Below are 23,995 nucleotides of genomic sequence, written 5' to 3'. Positions count from 1 at the left end.
AAAGAAAACCCCGCTCTTGGCGGGGTTTCATGTTAGAAGCTGTAGCTGATCCCGAAGTTCAGCGCATTGGTAATCAAAGAGGTTTCCAATGTGCCGCCACTGTCCAAATCAATCTTATTATCTGAATAAGTGAACTGATATTCAGTGAAAGCACTCATGCGATCAGTGATTGCCATAGAGACACCTGCACCCAGACGCGCGGCAGGACCCGTTAATTGATACCCAAATGTATGTGCGCCTCCGCCGTGTTGAATATCAACGTGCGGCATCGCAACACCGACACCGGCGGTGACAAAGGGTGTTAGGCGACCATTCCACCATTGGTTTTTCCAACGGCGGTGAATGTTTGCTGTGATGATGTTGTGTCCATCGGTGAATTCTAGGCTGTCAAAACCAAGCGAGGCACGATCGGCATCAGAGGCATAGGCTTTGGCATGGGTGAATTCCAAACCGTAACCCCAACCGCTTTCGCGCCAGTAGACACCGCGCATGCCGTAATAAGGCGGAGGTGCTGTTGAGCGGCCTTCCCATGCAACGGTGCTGTCGATTGCTGTCCCGGCTGTGCCATCGATTGTGCCCGAAAGGACACTATGTGGCGCTGATTGAGAGCCGATATAGAAGCTATATTCCATCTCGGCTGCGGCCGGAGAGGCAAGAATCACTGCTGCGGCAGCTGCTTTAACGCCAAGTTTGCGCATGAAAACCCCTTAGGTTTGTAGGCCATTTGTCGAAATTCACGTCTTGGTATAGCGAATACACCTCAAATACATAGTTCTCAAGCGCGACACATCAACGCTTTGATCCATATCAAGCGAATGTCATCTGGACGGGTTGTATTGGCTTCGTTAATAAGCGGGCTGGAGAGGCTGTGCGTGAACACGGCCCGAACCGGTATAGGCCAGCAGGCCAAGAAATTGGAGTAAACCTCGTGTCCCACGCAGAAGATCACGAAGGCACCCGGAGGGATTTCCTCTACTACGCCACAGCAGGCGCAGGTGCAGTGACCGCAGGTGCGGCTGTTTGGCCTTTGGTCAACCAGATGAATCCATCCGCGGATGTTAAGGCTCTGGCCTCTATCCGTGTTGATACCTCTGGCATTGAGCCAGGTACGCAGCTGACAGTGAAATGGCTTGGTAAGCCGGTGTTCATTCGCCGCCGTACTCAGGCTGAAATCGACGAAGCGCGCGCTGTGCCTTTGGAAGATCTGACCATCGACGCCGAATCTCAAAACGCCAACAAGCCTGGCACCGACGCTGCGGATGAAAACCGCGCGATGGACGAAGCGGGCGAATGGCTGGTGATGATCGGCGTTTGTACGCACCTTGGTTGTGTTCCACTGGGTGATGCAGGTGAATTTGGTGGCTGGTTCTGCCCATGTCACGGTTCCCACTACGACACCTCCGGCCGTATCCGCAAAGGTCCGGCTCCTGAAAACCTTCCTGTTCCGGTTGCCCGCTTTGATGGCACCGAACTGGTGCTTGGATAAGGAACGCGCATATGTCCGGTATTCCTCACGATCATTACGAGCCTAAGACTGGCGCTGAAAAGTGGATTCACCACCGTCTGCCAATCGTTGGCCTTCTGTACGACACTTTGATGATCCCAACCCCGAAAAACCTGAACTGGTGGTGGATCTGGGGCATCGTTTTGGCATTCTGCCTGGTTCTGCAAATTGTCACCGGTATCGTTCTGGTGATGCACTACACCCCACACGTTGATCTGGCGTTCGCTTCTGTTGAGCACATCATGCGCGACGTGAACGGCGGTCATATGATCCGCTACCTGCACATGAACGGCGCGTCCTTGTTCTTTGCAGCGGTCTACATCCACATGTTCCGTGGTCTGTTCTATGGGTCCTACAAAGCCCCACGCGAGATCACATGGATCATCGGTATGCTGATCTACCTTCTGATGATGGCAACTGGCTTTATGGGCTACGTTTTGCCTTGGGGTCAGATGTCCTTCTGGGGGGCGACTGTTATCACCGGCCTCTTCGGTGCGATCCCATTCATTGGTGACGCGCTGCAGACATTCCTGCTGGGTGGACCAGCGGTTGATAACGCAACTCTGAACCGCTTCTTCTCGCTACACTACTTGCTGCCATTCGTGATTGCAGGCCTTGTGATCCTTCACATCTGGGCGTTCCACCACACTGGCAACAACAACCCAACAGGTGTTGATGTTCGTAAGGGCTCTAAAGAAGAGGCACAGAAAGACACGCTGCCATTCTGGCCATACTTCGTGATCAAAGACCTGTTCGCGCTGGGCGTTGTTCTGGTCATCTTCTTTGCGATCGTTGGCTTCATGCCAAACTATCTGGGCCACCCGGATAACTACTTGGAAGCGAACCCGCTATCCACGCCTGCACACATCGTGCCTGAATGGTACTTCCTGCCGTTCTACGCGATCCTGCGCGCATTCGACTCCTCTGTTTGGGTTGTGATGTTTGCAAGCTGGATCACTGGTGGCATCGTTGACGCGAAGTTCTTTGGTGTTCTGGCGATGTTTGGTGCGATTGCTGTCATGGCGCTGACACCATGGTTGGATACTTCCACTGTACGTTCCGGTCGTTTCCGTCCGATGTTCAAATGGTACTTCCGCTTGCTGCTTCTGGACTTCTTTGTCCTGATGTGGGCGGGTGCGATGCCAGCGGAAGGGATCTACTCGATCATCTCCTTGATCGCGTCGACCTACTGGTTCGCATACTTCTTGGTGATCTTGCCGCTTCTGGGCGTGTTTGAAACACCAGAGCATCCACCAGCGACCATCGAAGACGACTTCAATGACCACTACGGCAAACCAGCCGAATAAGAGGACAAGGGATAATGCTTAAGAAACTTGCGATTTCCGCAATAGCCGCCCTGACCCTTGCGGCAGGTGGTGCGATGGCAGCCGGCGGCGCCGGTCACATCGAAGACGTGGACTTTTCCTTCGAAGGCCCTTTTGGGAAATTCGATGAAAACCAGCTGCAACGCGGCTTGAAAGTCTACACCGAAGTGTGTTCAGCCTGTCATGGTCTGCGCTATGTACCGTTCCGTACATTGTCTGACAAAGGTGGGCCTCACTTCTCCGAAGCACAGGTTCGCGCTTATTCAGCTGAGAACTTCGAAGTGTTTGATGCAGAACTGGACGATACTCGCCCAGCGAAGCCTGCGGATTTCTTCCCGGGTTCCGCACTGGAAAACGCACCTGACCTATCCTTGATGGCAAAGGCGCGTGCGGGCTTCCACGGTCCACAGGGCACAGGCCTGAACCAGCTGTTCAAAGGCATGGGTGGTCCAGAGTACATCACGTCGATCCTGACCGGCTATACCGGCAAGGAAAAGACTCAAGCGGGCACAACCTTCTACGAAAACACCGCCTTCCCAGGTGGCTGGATCGCAATGGGTCCACCGCTGGAAGATGGTTCCGTAGAGTTTGACGACGGTCACGCCACAGATCTGCATCACGCAGCAGAAGATGTTTCTGCTTTCCTGATGTGGACAGCTGAACCAAAGATGATGGATCGCAAAAAGGCGGGCTTCATTGGTGTACTTGCATTGTTCCTGCTGACAGTGCTGCTGTACCTGACAAACAAGCGTCTTTGGGCGCCACACAAAGGCAAAAAGTCTGCGTAAGCCTTTGCTGATGTGAGAATTAGAAAGCCCTGCCATTTGGTAGGGCTTTTTTCTTTTTAAGTTACCCTCTGCTAAGTGGAGGGAGGCGATACGGCTTTAAGAATTCAAAGGTCTTCTGAGTGCCGGGTCTCGCGTGGATTTCCCCAAGCCAGCGCTGCACGTGTTCTGCAGTATCCAATGATAATCCCAAGTGCGTATGCTTGTTGATCCATGGAAACAGCGCGATATCGGCGATGCTGTAGGTTTCCCCGGTGCAATAAGGGTGATTTGTCAAAGTATCGTCTAGGTGCGAAATCACACGCTGTGCGATGGATTTGCAATGCGCGAGCGTGTCCGGGTTGGGATTGGGTGACAGGAATGACCAGTATTCGACCTGTCCAAAAAACGGCCCCTGCGTAGAGGCTTGGTAAAAGAGCCATGGCAGGATTTGATCGTGATTTTCAGCGTAGTGACCCCAGCCGGTTTTATTTGCCAGCTGCAATAAGATCGCGTTGGACTCGCTGATCACGACACCGCAATCCGCAATCACTGGAACTTTGCCCGCAGGGTTGATCGCGAGAAAGTCCGCCGTTTTCTGATCACCCTTTCGGATGTTGATCGGATTGAATTTGAAGGGAAGGTCGGCCTCCATCAAAAGCATCAAGACTTTGAGGGAGTTGATCGTGTCATGGCCGTAGAAAGTAATCATGCCAGACATCTAGGTCTTTAGGGCTTCGGCGACAACAGGGCCGCCGAAGCTGTCGTTCATTCGCTTAGTTCACAGAGGCCCAACGCAGGATAAAGAAGTTATCCGCACGCTGTACCACGTCTACGTTGCTGCGTGCGCCCCAAAGCAGGGCCTGGACATACATCGGTACATAGCCTGCTTCGTCCTGTAGGATCTTCGCGGCTTCATCTAGCATCGCTTGGCGTTTGCTGTCATCAACCTCGGATTGGATCATCGGAAGCAGCTCGTCGACGCGGGCGTTTGAGAAATCACCAAAGTTCCAGCTGCCCAGTTTCTTTTCTGGGTTTGGCGTTGTCACCAAGAAGCGGATTGGGTGCTCGGCGTCAAAAGAGCCCGGGGACCAGCCCAGCATATACATGTCAAAGTTATCCGCGCGCAGTTCAGGCCAGTAGTTGCTGACCGGCATTGCATCCAGTTCTGCCTTCAGGCCGATTTGTGCGAGCATGCCTACTGCAGCCTGACAGACCGCTTCGTCGTTGATGTAGCGGTTGTTCGGGCACTTAAGGCCAAAACTGAAACCATCCGGGTAACCAGCCTCGGCCAGCAAGGCGCGAGCTTTGTCTTGGTTGAACTCTGGACGTGCCGCGAGGCTGTCAGAGTAGCCACGCATCGTGGAGCTCACCAGCTGCGAGATCGGCTCTGCAGAGCCGCGCATGATGGTTTGCACAATGGCATCCACGTTGATTGCATGGTTCACAGCCTGACGGACGCGCACGTCTTTGAATGGGTTCGGCTTGCCTGCGTCGGCGGAATATTTCAGCTCATCCGCTTGATGGGCAAAGCCAAACATGATGACGCGGGCTTCGATGCCCACCATCACTTTGACTTCATCGCTTGCAGACAGGCGCGCAACGTCCTGCGTTGGCACTGGGTTGATCATGTCCACTTCGCCAGAGAGCAGAGCCGCAACGGCAGTCGCTGGATTCTGGATTGGAGTGAAAACACCCTGCGTGATGTTATGTGTTGCTTCGTCCCACCAACCTGAGTGCGGCTCGAGAACCGTTTTCAGGTCAACCTGACGCTCAACAACCTTAAAGGCACCGGTGCCATTTGTGTTGCGGGTGGCGTGGTTTTCTTCTTCCTTGGCAGGAACGGCCGAGTTGTTGGTTTCGGTCCATCCTTTGTCCATGATCATGAAGTTCGCGATCGTGTCAGGGAAGATCGGGTTTGGTGCTTTGGTTAGGAAATCGACCGTGTAGTCGTCCACGGCCTTAACCTCGGCAATCGTTGAGAACCAGCTTGCAACATCTGATTCAGGCCGTGTTGCACGTTCGTATGAGAACACGACATCTTCGGCATTAAAATCAGACCCATCCTGGAACTTAACGCCCTGGCGCAGGTTAAAACGCCAGCCGTCAGAGCCAAGGGCTTCCCAGCTTGTCGCCAACGCGCCTTCGACTTGCATGTTCTGATCACGACGCACGAGGCCTTCGTAAACATTGTTCAAGAACCCCAGAACAGGTGCTGAGTTTACAGCATGTGGGTCTAGGGTCTGTGGGTCGGTCGTGCCCGCCCAGCGGAAGGTCTCTGCGCTGGCGGCATGTGCCGTCACCAAGGCCACAGCGGTGGCCGCGAATAGTTTTTTCATATTCATCTCCCAAGTGGCCCCTTTTGTTAGGGGACTTATCTGAGGTTACACACGAACGTGTGAACTCCGCCAGCCTATCGGTGGGGCGGCGGGTTGCGCAGGTGTAAGTATAAAGAAATTAATCACAATTCTGTGAGCGCTACCAGTCTGATACTGAAAGGCTCGCAGCATGTTTGTTGCGAATCCGTCTGATTAGACTTGAATTGGTTTGACCCAATGCACCTCTGTGCAATCAACAAATCGCCCCAACCGGTCCAGTTCAGCATCAAGTTTCGCCTGACGGGCCTTGGTCCATTTCACCCCGGGTTCGGGCCAGAAACCGATCACATTCAGACGCGCAGCTTTGCGATCTGCCTTGGCTTCGATCCGCCCCACAAACCGGTCCCCTTCAAGGATCGGAAAGACATAGTATCCCCAGATGCGTTTGGTGGCAGGCACGAACATCTCATTGCGATAATTAAAGCCAAAGAGCCGTTCTAATCTGTTGCGATCGCGGACTGCAGGATCGAATGGGTTTAGAATGCGTAGACGTGAGGTTGGGGCAGATAGCTGTGTGAGTCGTTGTTCGATATCAATTGCCCCGAAACAGGGGGTGGTGGAGCCATCGGCGTTTGTGACCTCGACCGGGATAAGGTTGGCCGTTTCAAGCCAGTCTTTTGTTTCTTTGGCAGAGGTGGTTTCCCAGAATTTTTGGATTTCGCCCTGGGTGCCAATAGCGATGCGATCCACGGCGGCTTTCATTAGAAAATCGAGCTCGTCTTTTTCTGAAAGGCTGCGATTGCGTAGGTGGTCTGGGAAAACGCGTTCGGGCAGGTTGTAATACTTCGTAAACCCATCACGGAAACAGGTTGCTAGCTGCCCAGTCATCCACATGTAATCCAACGCCTTTTTGTGGGGCGGGCGGGCCCACATCTTTTTCTCGCCTTCGATCTTAGTGTCAAAAGCGTGGGTCGAAAGCGCACCTTCTGCGCGGATGCGATCCTTGAGTTCATCAAGATATGGATTGCCCTCTAGGTCGCCATGCCATCGACGTGCAGTCACAACCATGCGTCGGAATTGCCGTTGCCAGGCGGGTAGGAATTCCATCGGTAGAACGCTGGCATCATGAGTGAAATGCTCAAAGATCGCCCGATCTTTGGCCAAAAGCGGGTTCAGCATTTTCTCGCGATAATTTTGGTTGCGCGACCAAAGGATATGGTGATGCGCACGCGAGACGACTTGAATCGTATCCAACTGCACCATGCCAAGTTTCTGGATGGTGCCATAAAGGTCGAGTGGACCAGTCGGCGTGTCAGACAGGCCTTGAGACGCCAGCCAAAGCCGGCGCGCAGTACGATTGTCGATCTTTAAAGGTGCCCGCAAGATGCTCTCCGTATTTTGGAGCCATCAAACAGGAACAAAGGGTGAAAATCAATCTAAACCGATGATGTGTTGTTCACCACGAGCGCGGGCCAGTTGCATCTGTTTTTGACGTTCGCGGAATCGTTCTTTGTCGGCGTCCGAATAATCGTCGATGCATTGATGGCAGCTTACACCTGCCTCGTATTCTGGCCGCTTGGCGTCTTCGGGCAATAGGGGACGACGGCAGGCGTGACACAACACGTGTGGGCCTTCTTCAAGTCCGTGACCAACAGAAACACGCCCATCAAAAACGAAGCATTCACCTTCCCAAGTGCTTTCTTCTCGAGGGACCTCTTCGAGGTATTTCAGGATGCCGCCCTTCAAGTGATAAACGTCTTCGACGCCTTGACTCATCAGGAAGTTGGTGGATTTTTCACAGCGAATACCGCCGGTGCAGAACATGGCGACGCGTTTGTTGTGGAAACGGTCTTTATTTTCGTCCCACCAGGCTGGGAAATCGCGGAAGGTGGCGGTTTCCGGATCAACAGCGCCTTGGAAGGTGCCGATGGCCACTTCGTAATCGTTACGCGTGTCGATGGTCACCACGTCTGGGGATTGGATCAACTCATTCCAGTCTTGAGGATTCACGTAGTTGCCGACATGGGCCTTTGGATCAACATTGGGCTGGCCCAAAGTCACGATCTCTTTCTTCAGCTTCACCTTCATGCGCGGGAAAGGTTTTTCTGCCGCATTGCTGAGTTTCCATTCAAAATCCGCACAGCCCGGCAGAGTTTTAATATGCGCAATCACCGCATCGATGCCTTGGCGTGGACCGGCGATGGTGCCGTTGATGCCCTCATGTGCCAATAGGAGCGTGCCAGTGATGCTGTTCTTTTCGCACAGCTCTAGCAGAGGCGCGCGAAGGGCCTCGTGGTTGTCAAAGCGGGTGAAGTGATAAAGGGCGCAGACTGTAAACATGGCCGCCCTGTACGCCTATTTTAGTCTCGCTTCAAGACCACCCTTTGCCGCCCATTGACCTTACGTGTCGCAATTCCTACCCATGAATGAACCAAGGCGGATCAACAAAGGAATGACCAATGTCCAAAGCCCTGATTGTGATCGATGTGCAGAACGATTTTTGTCCGGGTGGCGCCTTGGCTGTACCAGGCGGAGACCAGATTGTTGGTGGCATTAACGATCTGATGGCGGATTTTGACGCGGTGATCCTGACGCAGGATTGGCATCCAGCGGGGCATTCGTCTTTTGCCAGTTCGCATGGGGGAAAAGATCCTTATGACATGATCGAAATGCCCTATGGGCCGCAGGTCTTGTGGCCGGACCATTGTGTGCAAGGCAATGACGGAGCGGTGTTTCACAAAGACCTGAAATCGGAACGTGCTGATCTGATCATCCGAAAGGGGTTTAATCCTGCCATCGATAGTTACTCTGCTTTTTTTGAAAATGACCAAAGCACAGCGACGGGCCTGGAAGGCTACTTGCGCAACCGAGGACTAAGCGATCTGACCATGGTGGGGCTGGCAACGGATTTCTGTGTGAACTTCTCTGCTGTGGATGCAGCGAAGCTTGGGTTTGATGTCACTGTTTTGCAGTCTCTTTGCCGGGCGATTGATCTGAATGGCTCGCTTGGGGCCGCGCTGAATGGGATGGCTGATGCGGGTGTGCACTTGCGTTAACTGCCTTGCCCTCTGGGCAGGCTTTCGCCAAGATCAATCGGTGCTTTGCTAGAATTGCACCCGGAGGACAACATGGTCGACATCGCAACACGCGTTTGGAATCACAAGTGGAAGATTGACCCGATTGTACGGTCTTTGATCGACACGGATTTCTACAAGCTGCTGATGTGCCAAAGCGTCTTTCGCAACCGCCGTGACACTCAGGTCAGATTTTCGCTGATCAACCGAACGACCTCGGTGCCCTTGGCAAAATTGATTGATGAAAGTGAGTTGCGCGAACAGCTGGATCATGTGCGCTCGCTGTCGCTCAGCCGTGGGGAAAGCACTTGGCTGCGCGGCAATACCTTTTACGGAAAACGCCAGATGTTCCGTCCAGATTTTATGGAGTGGTTCGAGAATATGCGCTTGCCCGATTACCATTTGGAGCGGGTTGGCGACCAGTTTGAACTGACTTTTGAAGGCAGTTGGCCTGAGGTCATGCTTTGGGAAATTTCGGCGCTTTCCGTCTTGATGGAGTTGCGGAGCCGCGCAGTGCTCGACCGGATGGAGAAGTTTGAGCTGCAGGTTCTTTATGCTCGCGCCATGACCAAGCTTTGGCAAAAGGTCGAAACCCTTCGCGGTGTCGACAATCTACGTATTGCAGATTTTGGCACGCGGCGGCGGCATTCCTTCCTGTGGCAGGACTGGGCGGTGCAGGCCATGTGTGAGGGGCTGGGCGAGAAATTCGTTGGAACGTCGAACTGTCTGATTGCGAAGAACCGTGATTTAGAGGCCATTGGCACCAACGCGCATGAACTGCCGATGGTCTATGCGGCCCTTGCTGAAACTGATGAAGAATTGGCGCAGGCCCCTTATCAGGTTTTAGCTGATTGGCATGAAGAGCATGATGGCAACCTGCGCATGATCTTGCCTGATACTTACGGCACGAAGGGCTTTTTGGATCGCGCGCCAGATTGGCTTGCGGGTTGGACCGGGATGCGGATTGATTCCGGGGACCCTGCGGCCGGTGCTGAAACCGCGATTGATTGGTGGGTTTCCCGTGGTGAAGACCCAACCAAGAAATTGGTGATTTTCTCAGATGGGTTGGATGTCGACAAAATCAGCGAGTTGCAAAGACAATTTGAGGGTCGGGTGATGACCAGCTTTGGTTGGGGCACATTGCTGACCAATGACTTCCGTGGGTTGGTGCCAGACGATAGCCTTGCGCCGTTTTCTTTGGTCTGTAAAGCGGTGTCCGCCAATGGCCGCCCGACCGTGAAACTGTCGGATAATCCCAAGAAAGCCATGGGGCCGACGGATCAGATCGAGCGATACAAACGGGTGTTCGGCGTAGGCGCACAGGCTGCACAGGAAGTTCTGGTCTAGACCTTCTAGGCGAAGGCCTGCAGTCCGGTCTGGGCACGGCCTAGAATCAATGCATGTACATCATGGGTGCCTTCATAGGTGTTGACAGTTTCAAGATTGACCATGTGTCGAATGACGTGGAAATCCAGCGAGATCCCATTGCCACCATGCATGTCTCGCGCATGACGCGCGATTTCAAGCGCTTTGCCGCAGTTGTTGCGTTTGATCATAGAGATCATTTCAGGTGCAGCTTGGGCCTCGTCCATCAGGCGGCCAACGCGCAGGGCGGCTTGGAGGCCTAATGTGATTTCTGTCTGCATATTGGCCAGTTTCAGTTGAAAGAGCTGGGTTTGCGCCAAAGGCTTGTTGAACTGCTTGCGATCCAGACCGTATTGCAATGCGGCATGCCAGCAGAACTCGGCTGCACCCATCACGCCCCAAGCAATACCGTATCGCGCGCGGTTCAAGCAGCCAAATGGCCCTTTTAGGCCTTCAACGTCGGGCAGCAAGGCGTCTTCGCCGACCTCGACATTCTCTAAGACGATTTCACCTGTGATAGACGCACGCAGGCTGGCTTTGTTGGCAATTTTTGGCGCCGAAAGACCCGGCGTGCCTTTGTCTAAGACAAATCCTTTGATTTTGCCCCCATGTGCATCAGACTTAGCCCAGACCACATAAACATCAGCGATTGGCGCGTTGGAAATCCACATTTTCGAGCCATTCAACACGTAGCCGTTTTCGGTTTTTGTAGCTGTGGTTTTCATGCCCCCAGGGTCAGAACCTGCATCAGGTTCTGTCAGCCCGAAACACCCAATCCAGCTACCACTTGCGAGCTTGGGAAGATACTTTTGGCGCTGTTCTTCTGTGCCATAGGCGTAGATCGGATACATCACCAGCGAGCTTTGTACGGACATCATCGAACGATAGCCCGAATCCACGCGCTCAATCTCGCGCGCTACCAGACCGTAGGCCACATACCCCGCACCCAGCCCGCCATATTCTTCGGGTATGGTGACACCCAAGAGGCCCATCTGACCCATTTCCTGGAAGATTTCTGGATCTGTGTGTTCGGATTCATAAGCCTCAGTGACCCGCGGCTGCAGCTTATCCTGGGCATAAGACTGAGCCGCATCTCGCAGCATGCGTTCTTCTTCGGAGAGCTGGTTTTCCAGCAGAAAGGGATCGTCCCACTTAAAGGCTGCAAGGCTTGGGTTATCTTTGGCTTTCAAGGGCATGATGCATTGGCTTTCATGAATTCTGAGCGCTCAAATGCGCCTGTGTGTTTGCGGAAATCCTAGCGCAAATCGCTAAGCTACCATAGGGTTAAACCCTTTTGAGTTGGGCGTGAGCGATATGACGTTTCGTCGTTTTTGATTGAGTAAAAAGAATCCTTTTATTATTTAACATTTGTGTTAAATATAACATATGAATGATTTACGATCTGTATTTGCTGCCCTGTCAGATGGGACGCGTTTTGACATTGTCGAACGATTGATGAAGGACGGCGAGCTTCCTGCTGGTGATCTGGTCTCTGACGTCGCCATCAGCGGGCCGGCAATCTCGCGCCACCTCAAGGTGTTGCGAGAAGCAGGCTTGGTGTCTCAGCGCGCTGAGGGCACCAAACGGCTTTATGCTGTGCGGCCGGAAGCGCTGAAAACAATTTCAGATTGGACCATTGATCATCGGGCTTTCTGGGAGGTTAGCCTGAACCGTATTGAAGCTGCGCTTGAGATTGATTTGGCAGCGGAGGAGGACAATTGACTGACATCAGATTGGAACGCGAATTTAGCGTGACGCCAGAACGTTTGTTCGACTTCGTCACCAAACGCGCCAGCGTACTTGAGTGGTTTGGTTATGAAGGAATGACCTTCCCTGCAGAAGAGATGGATTTTTCACGCAAGGGACCTTGGTTTGTCGAGATGCTGACCAAGGATGGTAACAAGTTGAAACTGTCGGGTCATGTGACCCATGTTGATCCGCCCAAGACCGTTGGTTTTACTTGGGGCTGGCACGATCCAGAAGACAAACGTGGCCCGGAAAGTCATGTGATGTTCACGGTGTCTCAGTCAGAGACGGGTGCCAAACTTACTATTGATCACCGAGAGTTCTCTGATGAGGAAGCAGCGGCCAACCACAACAACGGTTGGACCTATGCGCTGGGCACTATGACCCGCATTTTGAACGGCTAAATCGAGCTGAACGAAAAACACTAGAATTCCGATAGGCTAGGTGCGTTTGGCTTATCTGATCCAAAAGGGCTGCGCGCCCATCAATTTGACCAGTAGGAGAATAACGATGCCTAAGTTTATTTTTGCATATCACGGCGGCGGCATGCCGGAGACCCCAGAAGAGGGTCAAAAAGTTATGGCGGCTTGGACGGCTTGGTATGAGCAGATTGGACCGAACCTTGCTGACGGTGGTGCGCCGGTTGGAATGTCTAAAACAGTGACTGAAAATGGCGTCGAAGATAACGGTGGTTCAAACCCATTGTCTGGCTTCACCGTTGTGAACGCCGATTCCATCGATGCAGCGATTGAAATGGCCAAAGGATGCCCAATCGTCGGCGACAACAATGGCACTGTTGAAGTCGCGGAATGCATGGAAATGTAACTTCGATATCGAAGTGACAAAAAAACAGAAAGGCGGCTTATGAGCCGCCTTTTTCAGGTCTAATTCAGCGCTGACGCAGGCCGCATCCAGCCAGTTTGAATGCCACGCCAATTTTTGATTGGCTCATTGATATAGGCCTGTGCCTCTGGGTGGTTCGGGTCAAGCACGCCAAGTTTCACCAAGATCGCAGCAATCGCGCAATTTGCAGCACGTGTGCTGCCATCGGTGATCTTCAACGCCAGGCCTAATTTCTTTTCCGGAATGATGGCGATGAAATAGGCCTCTGCGCCGAACTTGATGGCGACTTTGCCATTCATTGCCCGCATCAGGCGTGTGCAAGGCCGGCCTTCGCCAGCCACAAGTTCTGGATAAGTCATCATGGCGTCACGCAATCGCGCGGCGGCTTGGTTGCGTCGGTCGCCTTCAGGATTGGCGGCGGAATAAAAAGCCATCGCCCGCGCCATGGCACGTATGGTTGTCGCTGGATTTGGAGCGGAACAGCCATCGATGCCATAGGCTGGGCTTTCAAAGCCCGTAACCTCATTGAATGCCTCAAAAATAGCCTGTTGGACAGGGTGATCAGCCTCGACATATTCGGACCCTGCGTTCAGATGTTTTGAAAGAGTCAAAAAGCCCGCATGCTTGCCAGAACAATTGTTGTGATATTGGCATGGGGACGAGTCGGTTTTGAGCATGGAGTGGCGTACCGATTTTTCCTGTGGCAACTGTGCCCCGCAGCGGAACGCGGAATCATCCAATTCCAGGTCTGATAGCCAAGATTGCACTCGATCCGTATGGATCGCAGCCCCATTGTGCGAGGCGCACGCCAGAGCCAATTGTGCAGTATTCAAGCCAAACCGATCGGCAGCTCCACTTTCAATCAAAGGCAAGGCTTGGATCATTTTGGCCGAGCTACGTGGGTAGACCAAAGCGTCTGGATCACCCCAGGCATGCAGGATATCTCCGTTTGCATGACAGACCACAGCATGGCCTTGATGGATGCTTTCAAGCAGCGATCCACGCCAGATTTCGACAAGGTTAACAGGTTCAGGCATAGGGGCTCCCAACTTATGCGCAAATTCGTGCCAACGGGGCTTTCGCGTTTGATAAAAATAAGGGTATTGTAAGCCCATCGAGAAGGGAATGCCGCAAATTGAAAGCCGGATAACGGTGCGGTCGACCTCGGAATTGAGGGCCTCGGAAGTGAAGGCAAAGACAGCTTGGAGGCTGTAGATATGGGATCAAAGACATTGCGCGCGTCCGTCATCGGGACAGTATTGGGCGCATTAACGCTTGTTGGCTCTGCTGTGGTGGCACAGGAAAGCAGCAATCAAGTGGCCGCAAAGACCGATTGGAGCGTCTTTGTAGAAAGCAGTCCAAAAGAATGCTGGGCTGTCAGCACCTTTAAAGAAAGTGTGAACACGCGGAACGGCGCTGTTGTGGCTGTGAATCGCTCACAAACTTTGCTGATGGTGTTCTTCCGTCCAGATAAAAACGTGAAAGGCCAAGTTGGATTTACCGGCGGCTATCCGTTTCGGTCCGGTTCCACTGTGACCATGCAAGTGGACGAAAATACCTATGATCTATTCACCGAGGGTGAGTGGGCGTGGCCACAAAGTGTCGAAGACGACGCGAAAATCGTGGCGGCCATGAAACGCGGCAAACAGGCTGTTTTGTCTGGTGAAAGTGGCCGTGGCACGCGCACAAAAGATACGTTTTCTTTGCTTGGGTTCACAGCAGCGCATGACGATGCGGGCAAACGCTGTGGGTAAGGCCTTCCGCCTTTATGATTTTACGAAACCCCGGAGCCTGCTCCGGGGTTTTTCTTTAAGTTCTGTTTGGTCGAAATTTGCTTTCCCAAAATGCTTACCAAGTTTGGCTTAAGCCGCTGCTTCACCCAGAACTTCGTAATGTGTCATGACCATGCTGCTTTCATCGAGCACTTGAACGAGCCCTAAAAGTTCGGGGTATTTACCCGGATCGAAATTGGCCGCCGCGGCTTTAGCGTCCGTCATGCTGGCCCATTCGACATGATCCAGAAAGTCTCCTTCCGAAGTGACAGCCAATTTGCGGCCAAGAAAGCCTTTTTGAGCGCGGGCAAAGCTTTGGCTTTCCTCCCATGCTGCAAGCGCCTCGGTTGCGGTTGCCCCTTCTTTGAGACGGTAGCGGACAGTTTCGATGACAGACATTGATGTCTCCTTATTGTTCTCGTGTGGCGCTTATGAACCAACGCGCTGCCATAAAACGGCAGTGCGTTCGGTGATTTGCAAAATTCTGTGTATCGTGTATCAGACGCGCCTGAACTCCCGGAGATGAAAACCATGACCGCCAGCGCACCGATTACGCAGGACGTACACACCATTCCGCGCAAAATGCCAGAAGGCGATAAGATCAACCTTGTTGGTCTGACGCGTGATGCGATGCGTGCATTGCTGATCGAGAATGGCACACCTGAGAAACAGGCGAAGATGCGTGTGGGTCAGATCTGGCAATGGATCTATCAATGGGGCAAACGTGATTTTCACGAGATGACAAATCTGTCCAAAGCGTTCCGTGCGGATTTGGACGAAAAGTTTGTGATCGAAGTTCCAGAAGTTGTTTCTAAGCAAGTCTCTTCCGACGGGACACGGAAATATCTGGTTAAGATTGCAGGCGGTCACGAAGTTGAAGTGGTCTACATCCCTGAAGAAGACCGCGGAACACTGTGTGTGTCATCACAGGTTGGTTGCACGCTGACTTGTTCTTTCTGTCACACGGGCACTCAGAAACTGGTGCGCAACCTGACCGCAGGTGAGATCGTTGGTCAGGTTATGATGGCGCGTGACGATTTGGATGAATGGCCCATTCCGGGTGAGCCGACAAACCAGGCACGCCTGCTGTCCAACATTGTTTTGATGGGCATGGGCGAGCCACTTTATAATTTTGACAATGTGCGCGACGCGATGAAAATCGCCATGGATCCTGAAGGGATTTCCCTTAGCCGTCGCCGGATTACATTATCTACCTCTGGCGTGGTGCCAGAGATCGCGCGGACCGCAGATGAGATCGGTTGTTTGCTGGCAATTTCCTTCCACGCAACCACAGATGATGTGCGTGATATGTTGGTTCCGATCAACAAGCGCTGGAACATCGAAGAACTACTGGCGGCTTTGGCGGCCTATCCAAAGGTATCCAACTCTGAACGCATCACCTTTGAATATGTGATGCTGGATGGTGTGAACGACAGCGACGAAGATGCGCATCGTTTGATTGGTCATATCAAGCGCCACAACATCCCGGCGAAGATCAACTTGATTCCATTTAACGAATGGCCGGGTGCACCTTACAAACGGTCTTCCAACAACCGCATTCGCGCCTTTTCAAACATCGTTCACGATGCAGGCTTCGCGAGCCCGGTACGTAAACCACGTGGTGAGGACATCATGGCGGCGTGCGGCCAGTTGAAATCTGCAACCGAGCGTGCACGCAAGTCGCGCAAGCAAATTGAAGCCGAGGCGGGTCTTAAGGGTTAACGGTTTCTTAGATCGTTGAGGTCACTTTGGTCTTATGGACCAAGTGACTGTTATGTTTGAAATCGATCAGAGACTTCTGGAAATTCTAAGACTGGAAGCTGGACGTCGTGAAGTCAGCGAGGCTGACATTTTGCGAACCGCTTTGTGCCGTCATCTGTTGGCGCAACCTCAATCGGTTGTGGCCGCAGTTAGGCACGTACAATGAAAACTGTCTTGCCTGACGCCCCAATTAATCTGTCATTGGATGACAAGGCTTGGTCGGAGCTCACGCGGTTGGCACGAGATAAAAGAGTTGCAGTAAGCGATATCGCCCGTATCGCGATTTACCGTGAAATTTCGCGGCACAAACAAAAGGCGGCTCAAAAGCCGCCCTTCAAATTGCTTGAACGTTTTAGAATTGCGCGCGCTTAGCGACCCGGCAACGCGTCCCGGCACTCGGTTTCACCCCAAGTGTCGATCACTTCGATGGCTTCTGCGGCGGTTTCGACAAACTTGAACAGATCAAGATCTTCGGCAGAAATGGTGCCAGCATCGCTGAGAGCGTCCCAGTTGATGATTTTTTCCCAGAAGGCGCGGCCAAACAGCAAGAACGGCACACGTTCCATTCGACCGGTTTGGATCAGAGTGAGCGCTTCGAACAATTCATCCAAGGTTCCGAAGCCGCCCGGGAAAACGCAGATGGCGCGGGCGCGCATCAGGAAGTGCATTTTGCGGATCGCAAAATAGTGGAAGTTAAAGCACAGGTCAGGCGAGACATATTCGTTTGGCGCCTGCTCGTGCGGCAAAACGATGTTAAGGCCAATCGAAGCACCGCCTGCATCTATCGCACCACGGTTACCTGCTTCCATCACTCCCGGCCCGCCGCCAGTGACAATCACGTCTTCGCGGCCATCAGATTTCATCGAGCGTTCTGTCATCAAGCGCGCGAATTCACGGGCCTCGTCATAGAAACTAGACAGGTCTGCCAGCGTTTGAGTTCGCGCCTTGTCCTTCTGAGACGGTTCTGGAATGCGTGCGCCACCGAACATGACGATCGTGCTTTCGATGCCATGTTCATCAAGCAGCATTTGTGGCTTTAGCAGCTCAAGCTGTAGGCGGACTGGGCGTAGCTCTTCGCGGCATAGAAAATCTTCGTCGGCAAAGGCCAAACGATAGGCCGGGGCGCGTGTCTGCGGAGTATCAGGGACCTCTTGCGCAGAACTGCGGTCAGAATGGGCGTCGCGAAACGGGGTGCGGTGATCGTCTTTCATACGGGGTCGTCCTTAATTGTGCGCCGTTTCCTAACGCCTAGCGTGAAGCGGCCTGTGTGACCAGAGAAGGTTAGGGGGAAACACCAAGACGTGTGAACCGTCACTTTTGACGTTTTTTAGCTGTGATAGGGCGGACTCCGGGTGACGGGCCTTGTCAGGTTCGCTATGAAAGCTCGAATCCGTAAATTTGGAGCCGAAATTCATGTCTAATGCGCAATTGGAAACAGCGATCGAAGCCGCTTGGGAAGCCCGAGATACGATCACGCCATCCACCACTGGTGAAACCCGCGAAGCGATCGAAGATACGCTGAATGCGCTGGACTCTGGTTCTTTGCGTGTGGCTGAAAAGCTGGAAAGCGGCGACTGGCATGTAAACCAGTGGGCGAAAAAAGCCGTTCTGTTGTCCTTCCGTCTGAACGATATGGCACCTATTAACGGTGGTAACGGCGATACAACTTGGTGGGATAAAGTACCGTCAAAGTTTGCTGGTTGGGGTGAAAACCAATGGCGTGCTGCGGGTTTCCGTGCGGTCCCTGGTTCGATTGTTCGCCGGTCTGCCTATATCGCAAAAGACGTGGTTTTGATGCCTTCTTTTGTGAACATCGGCGCTTATGTCGGCGAAGGTTCCATGGTTGATGGCTGGGCGACTGTTGGGTCCTGCGCACAGATTGGTAAACACGTACACCTGTCTGGTGGCGTTGGTATCGGTGGTGTTCTTGAACCAATGCAAGCTGGCCCAACCATCATTGAAGACAACTGCTTTATCGGCGCGCGCTCCGAAGTGGTCGAAGGTTGTATCGTTCGCGAAGGTTCGGTGCTGGGGATGGGCGTGTTCATCGGCCAATCCACAAAGATCGTCGATCGTGAAACAGGTGAAGTGATGTACGGCGAAGTACCGCCTTATTCCGTAGTTGTGGCGGGCTCTATGCCTTCCAAAAACGGGATTAACCTGTATTGCGCGGTGATTGTGAAACGCGTTGATGAGCGTACGCGTAGCAAGACTGGTATCAACGAGCTGTTGCGCGACTAAATTCGCGCTTTAGGCAATTGGATAAGACGCGCTCCAGACTTTGGGCGCGTCTTTTTTTATGGCGTTGACCTCGCAGTTGGTCATGAAAGCCAAAGCCCCTTCGGTCTGTCCGCCGGACTTGTTCAAAGCTTTTTGCCACAATTTACGCACTGAATGTGGTGACCAAGGCAGTGCGGCATCCGCCAGCCAAAGACGCAGTTCTGTGGGTAAGGCATCGTATTCAGCCATGGGATTTGCCTGACGCCGGCGCCGTCGTAGCTGGGTGTTTAGGTTTCTCGTCACGGGGTTCGAAATTTGGGGCGTTGATGGTGTTACGTTATAAGGTAACGATATCAATTTCTGAATGCAACTTGACTTTCAGAGGTCAGACTTTCAAGGAAGAGCCATGGATAAACCAAAGAAAAAATCCCGCCAGCAAGTCTACACGCTTTTGGTCCAAGTGGGCCGCAAAGAAGACGATGGCCTGCCAGAAGGTGCCACTGGTGGCGCATTGATGATCTATGCCTCTGGTGTGGATGAGGCCGAGGCCGTGCGCGAAACGGTAGCGATTCTAAAACAAGCAGATTTGGCGCCTTTGGATGTGACTGGCTATGGCACATTGAAAGAACGTGAGGCACAGGGTCATGAGATTGCGCAGGATGAACGCGAACTGATGCAGCGTGCTTTGGATGAAAACTCTGTAGTGGTTGCGCAACTCACTCCGTTTTTCAACGGTGAAGAAGGTGCGGACGAAAGCCTAGTTCAGTGAGCCAAACCACTTGTGGTGCAGGCGATCATATTCGCCATTTTCTCGCAGTTTCAGAAGTGTTTGGTTGATTGGCTCTTTCAGAGTGCTGCCACTTGGCAGGGCGATACCATAGTTTTCACGCAGGAAAATCGGGCCTGCGAGATCAGCAAAGCCTTTTCCTGCGGTTTGTGCGTAAAAGGCTAAGACAGGCGCATCAAAAATCACGGCTTGGAATTCTTCTGCTTCAAAGCCTGCTTTAAGTGCAGCAAGCGTTTCAACACTCGTGAAGTCAATTTCGCGATTGTTCAGGAAATTCGCAGCGGTTGAGCCTTGGATCGTGGCGACCTCTTTGCCGTATAGGTCATTCACCGACGTGATGTTCTCGTTGATTGCATCAACGGTCATAACGGCTGTGATCCGCGCCACAAAAACCGATACGATAAAGAGCGAAGACAGCACCAGGAGCACGGCAAAGATGCGGCCAAAAAATGAGCGTGGCACGCGTTCTTCAAATCCGCCATTCACCACCAGGTTCAGCGCCCACCAGAAACTTGGGAACATGGCTTCGCTTGCTGGCCGGTCGAAATAGGGTTGGGATTTTCGTTCAAAAACCCACATCAACATACCGCCGCCAAATAGCAGAGCGAATGCCAAAACGATCGCGATGAGGATGTCCTTTGAGGCAAGTGCCGCCCACAGCGGAGAGCCGGACATTCCATCCTTGGGCACCATGATTTGTAAGCCGCTTTCAAAGATCGGGTGGGTGAAATCCATCACCTGTTCGCGGGACGCCGTGATTGAGATATTGGCCACGGCGACATCGCTTTCACCGCTTTCAACGGAAGATAACATCTCTGCAAATGTGTCAAAGTAGGTGACTTCAAATGGATGACCCAAATCCGCGGCAATCTGTGCCCAGAGCGCCATCGAAAACCCGTCAGCAGCGCCATCCTTTTCAAAAGAAAAGGGCATGCGTTCCACGGTGCCAACTGAAATCGTTTGTGCCGAAAGTGGGAGTGCCCAAAAGGCAATCCAAATCAGAATTGTGAAAAAGCGTTTAAGCATTGGCCGTCCCCACGTCGCCAATCTGCCTACCCAATCCATTGCTTTTGATCAACAATTATGCGGCGCGTAGCTCAGCTAAGGTGACAGCTTCGTAGCTTTTGAGCACCGGAAACGCAGTTTTTGAGTGCTCTGGTAGAGTATGTGGATCAAACTCGCCTAAAAGGGTCGCGCCGATCAGATCGCGTTTACGCCTGATGCGACCAATGCTTAGACTTTCAACGGCTGTGCCACCGGCAATGATGGGTTCATGGTCTGGCAGCAACAATTGCACATAGGTGACAAGGTTATGATCCCCTTCAAATGTGGCCGAAGCTGCGGAGGTCAAATGCTTTACCGGAACCAGTACATTTTCGGCACTAAAAAGGTATTCCACCTGAGAGCCACCAACCACCAGCCGCGCTTCGGGCGTAAGCACGATGTCCTGCGCCAGTCCGAAATAAGGGGCTCGTAAGCGCACTGGCTGAAAGGATCCGCGCGCCGGGACAGTTTTTCGCAGAACTTGCAAAATCGGAATGGCGTCACCATTCAAGGTGGTGACCAGATCGCCTCTCTTAAGCGTGCCAATGGGTTTCATCCCCTCTGGAGTTTGAACCGGGGTTTTTGGACAGATGCCCGGCATCGGGCCAATGGGTTCAACTTGATCAGACACAGCGATGAATACCAGATCATCACAAAAATGGCGCAGCCCAGACGGTTGCATTAATGCCAAAATCGCCTCTGGGCTTAGCGGCAACGCGCGCTCGATGTGGCGGATGTAAAGCTTGTTGGTCCCCGGTCGCTCGATCACCAAACGGCCAAGCTGCGCGGGGATATCCCAAGAATAGCTGATCCGCAGCAGGTTCGCCTGATCTTCGGCATCATGAGAGAGCGCAGCGTGGATGATTTCTTCTTCATGGCGCAACAAAAAGTGGATCCCACCATTTGGCATGGCTTGGACTGTCAGATCACACGTGGTTGAGCCACGCATTTCTAGCCCGACAATAGTCTGCGGTTTGCTGTCTGGGGCCACGCGTGTTTCCAACATCACAGTGCCACGCGGCAAAGGCTGATCATATGAGAATGATGCCAAAGAATGTGTGTGATTATCTGCGAGTGCCAGCCAACTCATGTGTAACCCTCCGGGCGGAGTCCGGGTGTAGATTTGGGCGTCAAATTCTTGGTCATCACTGCGCGTCCCATGTATCGGCTCATTTGTTGGCCGTTTTTTGGTTTTCCCTAGCCTAACATGGCAGCAAGCTAAACCAATAGTGATTTCTGAGGTTTGCACCGGTCCTGATTTCGGGCTAGGCGTGATGCGGAAATGAACGAGGATCCTATGTCCAAAATTGATGCTGCTGCCTTAACCGCCGATCTGATCAAATGCCCCTCTGTAACGCCTGTTGAAGGCGGTGCATTGGTGTTGCTAGAACAGCTGCTGAGTCAGGCTAGTTTTGCTTGTCAACGCGTGGATCGCGGCGAAGTATCAAACCTGTTCGCGCGTTGGGGTGACAAGGGTCACGCGCAAACTTTTGGCTTCAATGGGCACACCGACGTTGTGCCAGTTGGTGATGAAGCTGCATGGACGAAACCGCCGTTTGGCGCGATTATTGAAGATGGCGTTATGTATGGCCGGGGCGCGACAGATATGAAATCAGGCGTGGCGGCATTCGCTGCTGCTGCGATTGATTTTGTGCGTGAAACCCCACCGGATGGATCGATTATTCTTGCCATTACAGGCGATGAAGAAGCCGATGCCATCGATGGTACGACTGCATTGCTGGACTATATGGACGCCCAGAACGAACAGATGTCTGTCTGTCTGGTGGGCGAGCCGACTTGCCCGAATGAGATGGGCGAGATGATGAAAATCGGCCGACGCGGGTCTTTGACAGCTTGGTTTACTTTTAAGGGTATTCAGGGGCATTCGGCCTATCCGCACCGCGCAAAAAACCCTCTGCCAGCCATGGCGCAATTGATGCACATGATGGCATCGCACGAGCTGGATCAGGGGACAGACCACTTTGATGCATCAACCTTGGCTGTCGTGACGATGGATACTGGCAATCCTGCCACCAACGTCATTCCGGCGGAATGCAAATCTGCGGTCAACATCCGCTTTAATGATGTACATTCTGGCCAATCCTTGATCGATTGGATGCAAGGGCTTGTGGATCAAGTGCAGCAGGACACCGGTGTTGAGATCGAGATGGTCTCGCGTGTATCTGGCGAGAGCTTCATCACGCCTCCGGGTGCGCTTTCTGATCTGATTGCTAAGGCCGTAACGGCGGAAACAGGTTTGGTACCCGAGCTGTCTACGAGTGGCGGCACTTCTGATGCGCGGTTTGTGCAGCATCATTGTCCGGTCGTGGAATTTGGACTTGTTGGCAAATCCATGCACCAAGTGGATGAGAATGTACCAGTGGCGCAAATCCATCAGTTGAAAGAGATTTATACGCGCATCCTGAGAGACTATTTCTCATGAACTGGGAGGTCTTCCAGACAGATGACATCGCAGCTTGTGTCGACTTGCGCCGTGCGGTTTTCATCGATGAACAGGGCATTGCCGAAGAAGATGAAATTGATGATCTGGATGATGTGGCGACCCATATTCTGGCGACGGTCGAGGGCAATCCCGTTGGGACTGCGCGCTTGTTGATTTCAGGAACCACTGGAAAGATCGGTCGCATTTGTGTGCTTCAATCGCAGCGGGGCACCGGTCTGGGGGCTGCACTTGTACGATTCAGTGCAGAGCAGTTGAAAGACCGCGGGGATCTAGCGCGCATCGCGTTGGGTGCGCAGGAATATGCCATAGGGTTTTATGAGAAACTGGGCTTTCAGGTCTGTGGCCCAATATATGACGACGCAGGAATTCCGCATCGCGAGATGGAAATTCTGCTGTGAGGAAAACGCTGGTTGTTATGGTCAAAGAACCGCGACCGGGGCGGGTTAAAACGCGTCTTGGGCGGGATATTGGATTGACGACCTCGGCCTGGTGGTTTCGCCATCAAGTCAAAGCACTCTTGAAGCGTGTTGAGAGCCCTAAATGGGATGTGGTTCTGGCAGTGGCACCTGATGTCGCAGGCATGAGTAGCCGAGTATGGCCCGGCCATTTACCACGTATTCGCCAGGGTGCAGGCGATCTTGGGGATCGCATGGCGCGGGTATTCCGTGGCCTGCCAAACGGGCCAGTCTGTATTATCGGAGCCGACATTCCTGGCATCAATGCAGTGCGGATCGAAGAGGCTTTTGGGGCGCTGGGCGCACATGATGCGGTATATGGCCCGGCGGATGATGGTGGATATTGGTTGGTCGGTATGAAGCGCGTTGGACCTGTTCCTTTGCGCCTGTTTGAGGGCGTCCGTTGGTCCACTGAACATGCCTTAGCAGATAGCAAAGCCACGATGCCTGGCTTGAGGATCGCAGAAATTGCGACTTTGCGCGATGTGGATACTCTGGCGGATTTACAAGCGCTTTCCCGGTGACGCGCCGGGCAGGGCGTGTTAGGGCGAGG

General features: G+C 53.0%; 27 protein-coding genes. 15 read left to right on the top strand and 12 right to left on the bottom strand.

Annotated features, from left to right (window positions below; translation table 11 throughout):
* Window positions 1-32 precede the first annotated feature (32 nt).
* On the bottom strand, window positions 33-698 hold the full coding sequence (locus JXQ85_RS01100) for an outer membrane protein (protein WP_421747005.1): 666 nt from the start codon (window positions 696-698) through the stop codon (window positions 33-35).
* A gap of 230 nt (window positions 699-928) precedes the next feature.
* On the opposite strand from JXQ85_RS01100, the gene petA reads away from it, so the two are divergent.
* The 3 genes from petA to JXQ85_RS01085 are packed head-to-tail and all read left to right on the top strand — an operon-like array spanning window position 929 to window position 3,617.
* Entirely contained in the window at window positions 929-1,486 is a 558-nt protein-coding gene (gene petA / locus JXQ85_RS01095; RefSeq protein ID WP_421747004.1) for a ubiquinol-cytochrome c reductase iron-sulfur subunit, read from the top strand.
* An 11-nt stretch (window positions 1,487-1,497) separates the two neighbouring features.
* Window positions 1,498-2,811: a cytochrome b gene (gene petB / locus JXQ85_RS01090; protein ID WP_421747003.1), complete on the top strand. Its 1,314-nt coding sequence runs from the start codon at window positions 1,498-1,500 to the stop codon at window positions 2,809-2,811.
* A 14-nt stretch (window positions 2,812-2,825) separates the two neighbouring features.
* Window positions 2,826-3,617: a cytochrome c1 gene (locus JXQ85_RS01085; RefSeq protein WP_421747002.1), complete on the top strand. Its 792-nt coding sequence runs from the start codon at window positions 2,826-2,828 to the stop codon at window positions 3,615-3,617.
* A gap of 61 nt (window positions 3,618-3,678) precedes the next feature.
* On the opposite strand, the gene JXQ85_RS01080 is transcribed toward JXQ85_RS01085, so the two are convergent.
* The 4 genes from JXQ85_RS01080 to JXQ85_RS01065 form a co-directional block, all read right to left on the bottom strand.
* Window positions 3,679-4,314, bottom strand: coding sequence for a glutathione S-transferase family protein (locus tag JXQ85_RS01080; RefSeq protein WP_421747001.1), 636 nt, complete (start codon window positions 4,312-4,314; stop codon window positions 3,679-3,681).
* A gap of 55 nt (window positions 4,315-4,369) precedes the next feature.
* A complete protein-coding gene (locus JXQ85_RS01075) occupies window positions 4,370-5,932 on the bottom strand; it encodes an ABC transporter substrate-binding protein (protein ID WP_421747000.1) in 1,563 nt (520 codons plus the stop codon).
* Between the two features lie 192 nt (window positions 5,933-6,124).
* Window positions 6,125-7,294, bottom strand: a complete 1,170-nt coding sequence (locus tag JXQ85_RS01070; protein ID WP_421746999.1) for a winged helix-turn-helix domain-containing protein — start codon at window positions 7,292-7,294, stop codon at window positions 6,125-6,127.
* Between the two features lie 48 nt (window positions 7,295-7,342).
* Window positions 7,343-8,251, bottom strand: coding sequence for a rhodanese-related sulfurtransferase (locus tag JXQ85_RS01065; protein WP_421746998.1), 909 nt, complete (start codon window positions 8,249-8,251; stop codon window positions 7,343-7,345).
* A 119-nt stretch (window positions 8,252-8,370) separates the two neighbouring features.
* Between JXQ85_RS01065 and pncA the strand changes: the two genes are divergently transcribed.
* Both pncA and pncB read left to right on the top strand, forming a co-directional pair.
* The gene (gene pncA / locus JXQ85_RS01060) at window positions 8,371-8,967 is read left to right on the top strand and encodes a bifunctional nicotinamidase/pyrazinamidase (RefSeq protein WP_421746997.1); all 597 of its coding nucleotides are present in this window, start codon (window positions 8,371-8,373) and stop codon (window positions 8,965-8,967) included.
* Window positions 8,968-9,039: 72 nt separating this feature from the next.
* Window positions 9,040-10,332 carry a nicotinate phosphoribosyltransferase gene (gene pncB, locus JXQ85_RS01055; RefSeq protein WP_421746996.1) on the top strand — a complete coding sequence of 431 codons (1,293 nt, stop codon included), beginning with the start codon at window positions 9,040-9,042 and terminating at the stop codon, window positions 10,330-10,332.
* 5 nt (window positions 10,333-10,337) lie between these two features.
* Here pncB and JXQ85_RS01050 read toward each other — a convergent pair whose 3' ends face one another.
* The gene (locus JXQ85_RS01050) at window positions 10,338-11,546 is read right to left on the bottom strand and encodes an acyl-CoA dehydrogenase (protein ID WP_421746995.1); all 1,209 of its coding nucleotides are present in this window, start codon (window positions 11,544-11,546) and stop codon (window positions 10,338-10,340) included.
* A gap of 190 nt (window positions 11,547-11,736) precedes the next feature.
* Between JXQ85_RS01050 and JXQ85_RS01045 the strand changes: the two genes are divergently transcribed.
* The 3 genes from JXQ85_RS01045 to JXQ85_RS01035 all read left to right on the top strand — a co-directional run bounded on the left by JXQ85_RS01045 (window position 11,737) and on the right by JXQ85_RS01035 (window position 12,921).
* The gene (locus tag JXQ85_RS01045) at window positions 11,737-12,072 is read left to right on the top strand and encodes an ArsR/SmtB family transcription factor (RefSeq protein ID WP_421746994.1); all 336 of its coding nucleotides are present in this window, start codon (window positions 11,737-11,739) and stop codon (window positions 12,070-12,072) included.
* Complete coding sequence (locus tag JXQ85_RS01040; protein WP_421746993.1) at window positions 12,069-12,500, top strand: SRPBCC family protein; 432 nt, start codon at window positions 12,069-12,071, stop codon at window positions 12,498-12,500. Before JXQ85_RS01045 ends, JXQ85_RS01040 begins: the two co-directional genes overlap by 4 nt.
* Before the next feature lie 106 nt (window positions 12,501-12,606).
* Complete coding sequence (locus JXQ85_RS01035; RefSeq protein WP_421746992.1) at window positions 12,607-12,921, top strand: YciI family protein; 315 nt, start codon at window positions 12,607-12,609, stop codon at window positions 12,919-12,921.
* Between the two features lie 59 nt (window positions 12,922-12,980).
* On the opposite strand, the gene JXQ85_RS01030 is transcribed toward JXQ85_RS01035, so the two are convergent.
* Window positions 12,981-13,976, bottom strand: coding sequence for an asparaginase (locus tag JXQ85_RS01030; RefSeq protein WP_421746991.1), 996 nt, complete (start codon window positions 13,974-13,976; stop codon window positions 12,981-12,983).
* A gap of 180 nt (window positions 13,977-14,156) precedes the next feature.
* Between JXQ85_RS01030 and JXQ85_RS01025 the strand changes: the two genes are divergently transcribed.
* Window positions 14,157-14,693 carry an invasion associated locus B family protein gene (locus JXQ85_RS01025; protein ID WP_421746990.1) on the top strand — a complete coding sequence of 179 codons (537 nt, stop codon included), beginning with the start codon at window positions 14,157-14,159 and terminating at the stop codon, window positions 14,691-14,693.
* A gap of 108 nt (window positions 14,694-14,801) precedes the next feature.
* Here JXQ85_RS01025 and JXQ85_RS01020 read toward each other — a convergent pair whose 3' ends face one another.
* Window positions 14,802-15,110, bottom strand: coding sequence for an antibiotic biosynthesis monooxygenase family protein (locus JXQ85_RS01020; RefSeq protein WP_421746989.1), 309 nt, complete (start codon window positions 15,108-15,110; stop codon window positions 14,802-14,804).
* 132 nt (window positions 15,111-15,242) lie between these two features.
* Between JXQ85_RS01020 and rlmN the strand changes: the two genes are divergently transcribed.
* Window positions 15,243-16,433, top strand: coding sequence for a 23S rRNA (adenine(2503)-C(2))-methyltransferase RlmN (gene rlmN, locus JXQ85_RS01015; protein WP_421746988.1), 1,191 nt, complete (start codon window positions 15,243-15,245; stop codon window positions 16,431-16,433).
* Window positions 16,434-16,840: 407 nt separating this feature from the next.
* On the opposite strand, the gene JXQ85_RS01010 is transcribed toward rlmN, so the two are convergent.
* A complete protein-coding gene (locus JXQ85_RS01010; RefSeq protein WP_421746987.1) occupies window positions 16,841-17,683 on the bottom strand; it encodes a TIGR00730 family Rossman fold protein in 843 nt (280 codons plus the stop codon).
* Window positions 17,684-17,885: 202 nt separating this feature from the next.
* On the opposite strand from JXQ85_RS01010, the gene dapD reads away from it, so the two are divergent.
* Window positions 17,886-18,713 carry a 2,3,4,5-tetrahydropyridine-2,6-dicarboxylate N-succinyltransferase gene (gene dapD, locus JXQ85_RS01005; RefSeq protein ID WP_421746986.1) on the top strand — a complete coding sequence of 276 codons (828 nt, stop codon included), beginning with the start codon at window positions 17,886-17,888 and terminating at the stop codon, window positions 18,711-18,713.
* Between the two features lie 9 nt (window positions 18,714-18,722).
* Here dapD and JXQ85_RS01000 read toward each other — a convergent pair whose 3' ends face one another.
* On the bottom strand, window positions 18,723-18,995 hold the full coding sequence (locus JXQ85_RS01000; RefSeq protein WP_421746985.1) for a DUF6525 family protein: 273 nt from the start codon (window positions 18,993-18,995) through the stop codon (window positions 18,723-18,725).
* A gap of 103 nt (window positions 18,996-19,098) precedes the next feature.
* Between JXQ85_RS01000 and JXQ85_RS00995 the strand changes: the two genes are divergently transcribed.
* Window positions 19,099-19,461 (top strand): hypothetical protein, encoded by a 363-nt coding sequence (locus tag JXQ85_RS00995; RefSeq protein ID WP_421746984.1) that lies wholly within the window; start codon window positions 19,099-19,101, stop codon window positions 19,459-19,461.
* Here the strand turns inward: JXQ85_RS00995 and JXQ85_RS00990 are convergent.
* On the bottom strand, window positions 19,450-20,505 hold the full coding sequence (locus tag JXQ85_RS00990) for a transporter substrate-binding domain-containing protein (protein ID WP_421746983.1): 1,056 nt from the start codon (window positions 20,503-20,505) through the stop codon (window positions 19,450-19,452). The genes JXQ85_RS00995 and JXQ85_RS00990 overlap by 12 nt on opposite strands.
* Window positions 20,506-20,560: 55 nt before the next feature.
* The gene (locus JXQ85_RS00985; protein ID WP_421746982.1) at window positions 20,561-21,613 is read right to left on the bottom strand and encodes a Hint domain-containing protein; all 1,053 of its coding nucleotides are present in this window, start codon (window positions 21,611-21,613) and stop codon (window positions 20,561-20,563) included.
* Window positions 21,614-21,820: 207 nt separating this feature from the next.
* Between JXQ85_RS00985 and dapE the strand changes: the two genes are divergently transcribed.
* From dapE to JXQ85_RS00970, 3 genes are read left to right on the top strand one after another with little or no spacing between them, the layout of a single operon-like run.
* Window positions 21,821-22,966 carry a succinyl-diaminopimelate desuccinylase gene (gene dapE, locus JXQ85_RS00980; protein WP_421746981.1) on the top strand — a complete coding sequence of 382 codons (1,146 nt, stop codon included), beginning with the start codon at window positions 21,821-21,823 and terminating at the stop codon, window positions 22,964-22,966.
* A complete protein-coding gene (locus JXQ85_RS00975; RefSeq protein WP_421746980.1) occupies window positions 22,963-23,385 on the top strand; it encodes a GNAT family N-acetyltransferase in 423 nt (140 codons plus the stop codon). Before dapE ends, JXQ85_RS00975 begins: the two co-directional genes overlap by 4 nt.
* On the top strand, window positions 23,382-23,966 hold the full coding sequence (locus JXQ85_RS00970; protein WP_421746979.1) for a TIGR04282 family arsenosugar biosynthesis glycosyltransferase: 585 nt from the start codon (window positions 23,382-23,384) through the stop codon (window positions 23,964-23,966). Before JXQ85_RS00975 ends, JXQ85_RS00970 begins: the two co-directional genes overlap by 4 nt.
* The last annotated feature ends 29 nt before the right edge of the window (window positions 23,967-23,995 follow it).

It is taken from the genome of Cognatishimia sp., from assembly GCF_049116455.1.
Taxonomy (GTDB): Bacteria; Pseudomonadota; Alphaproteobacteria; order Rhodobacterales; family Rhodobacteraceae; genus Cognatishimia.
This window is presented reverse-complemented; position numbering and strand designations above follow the sequence as displayed.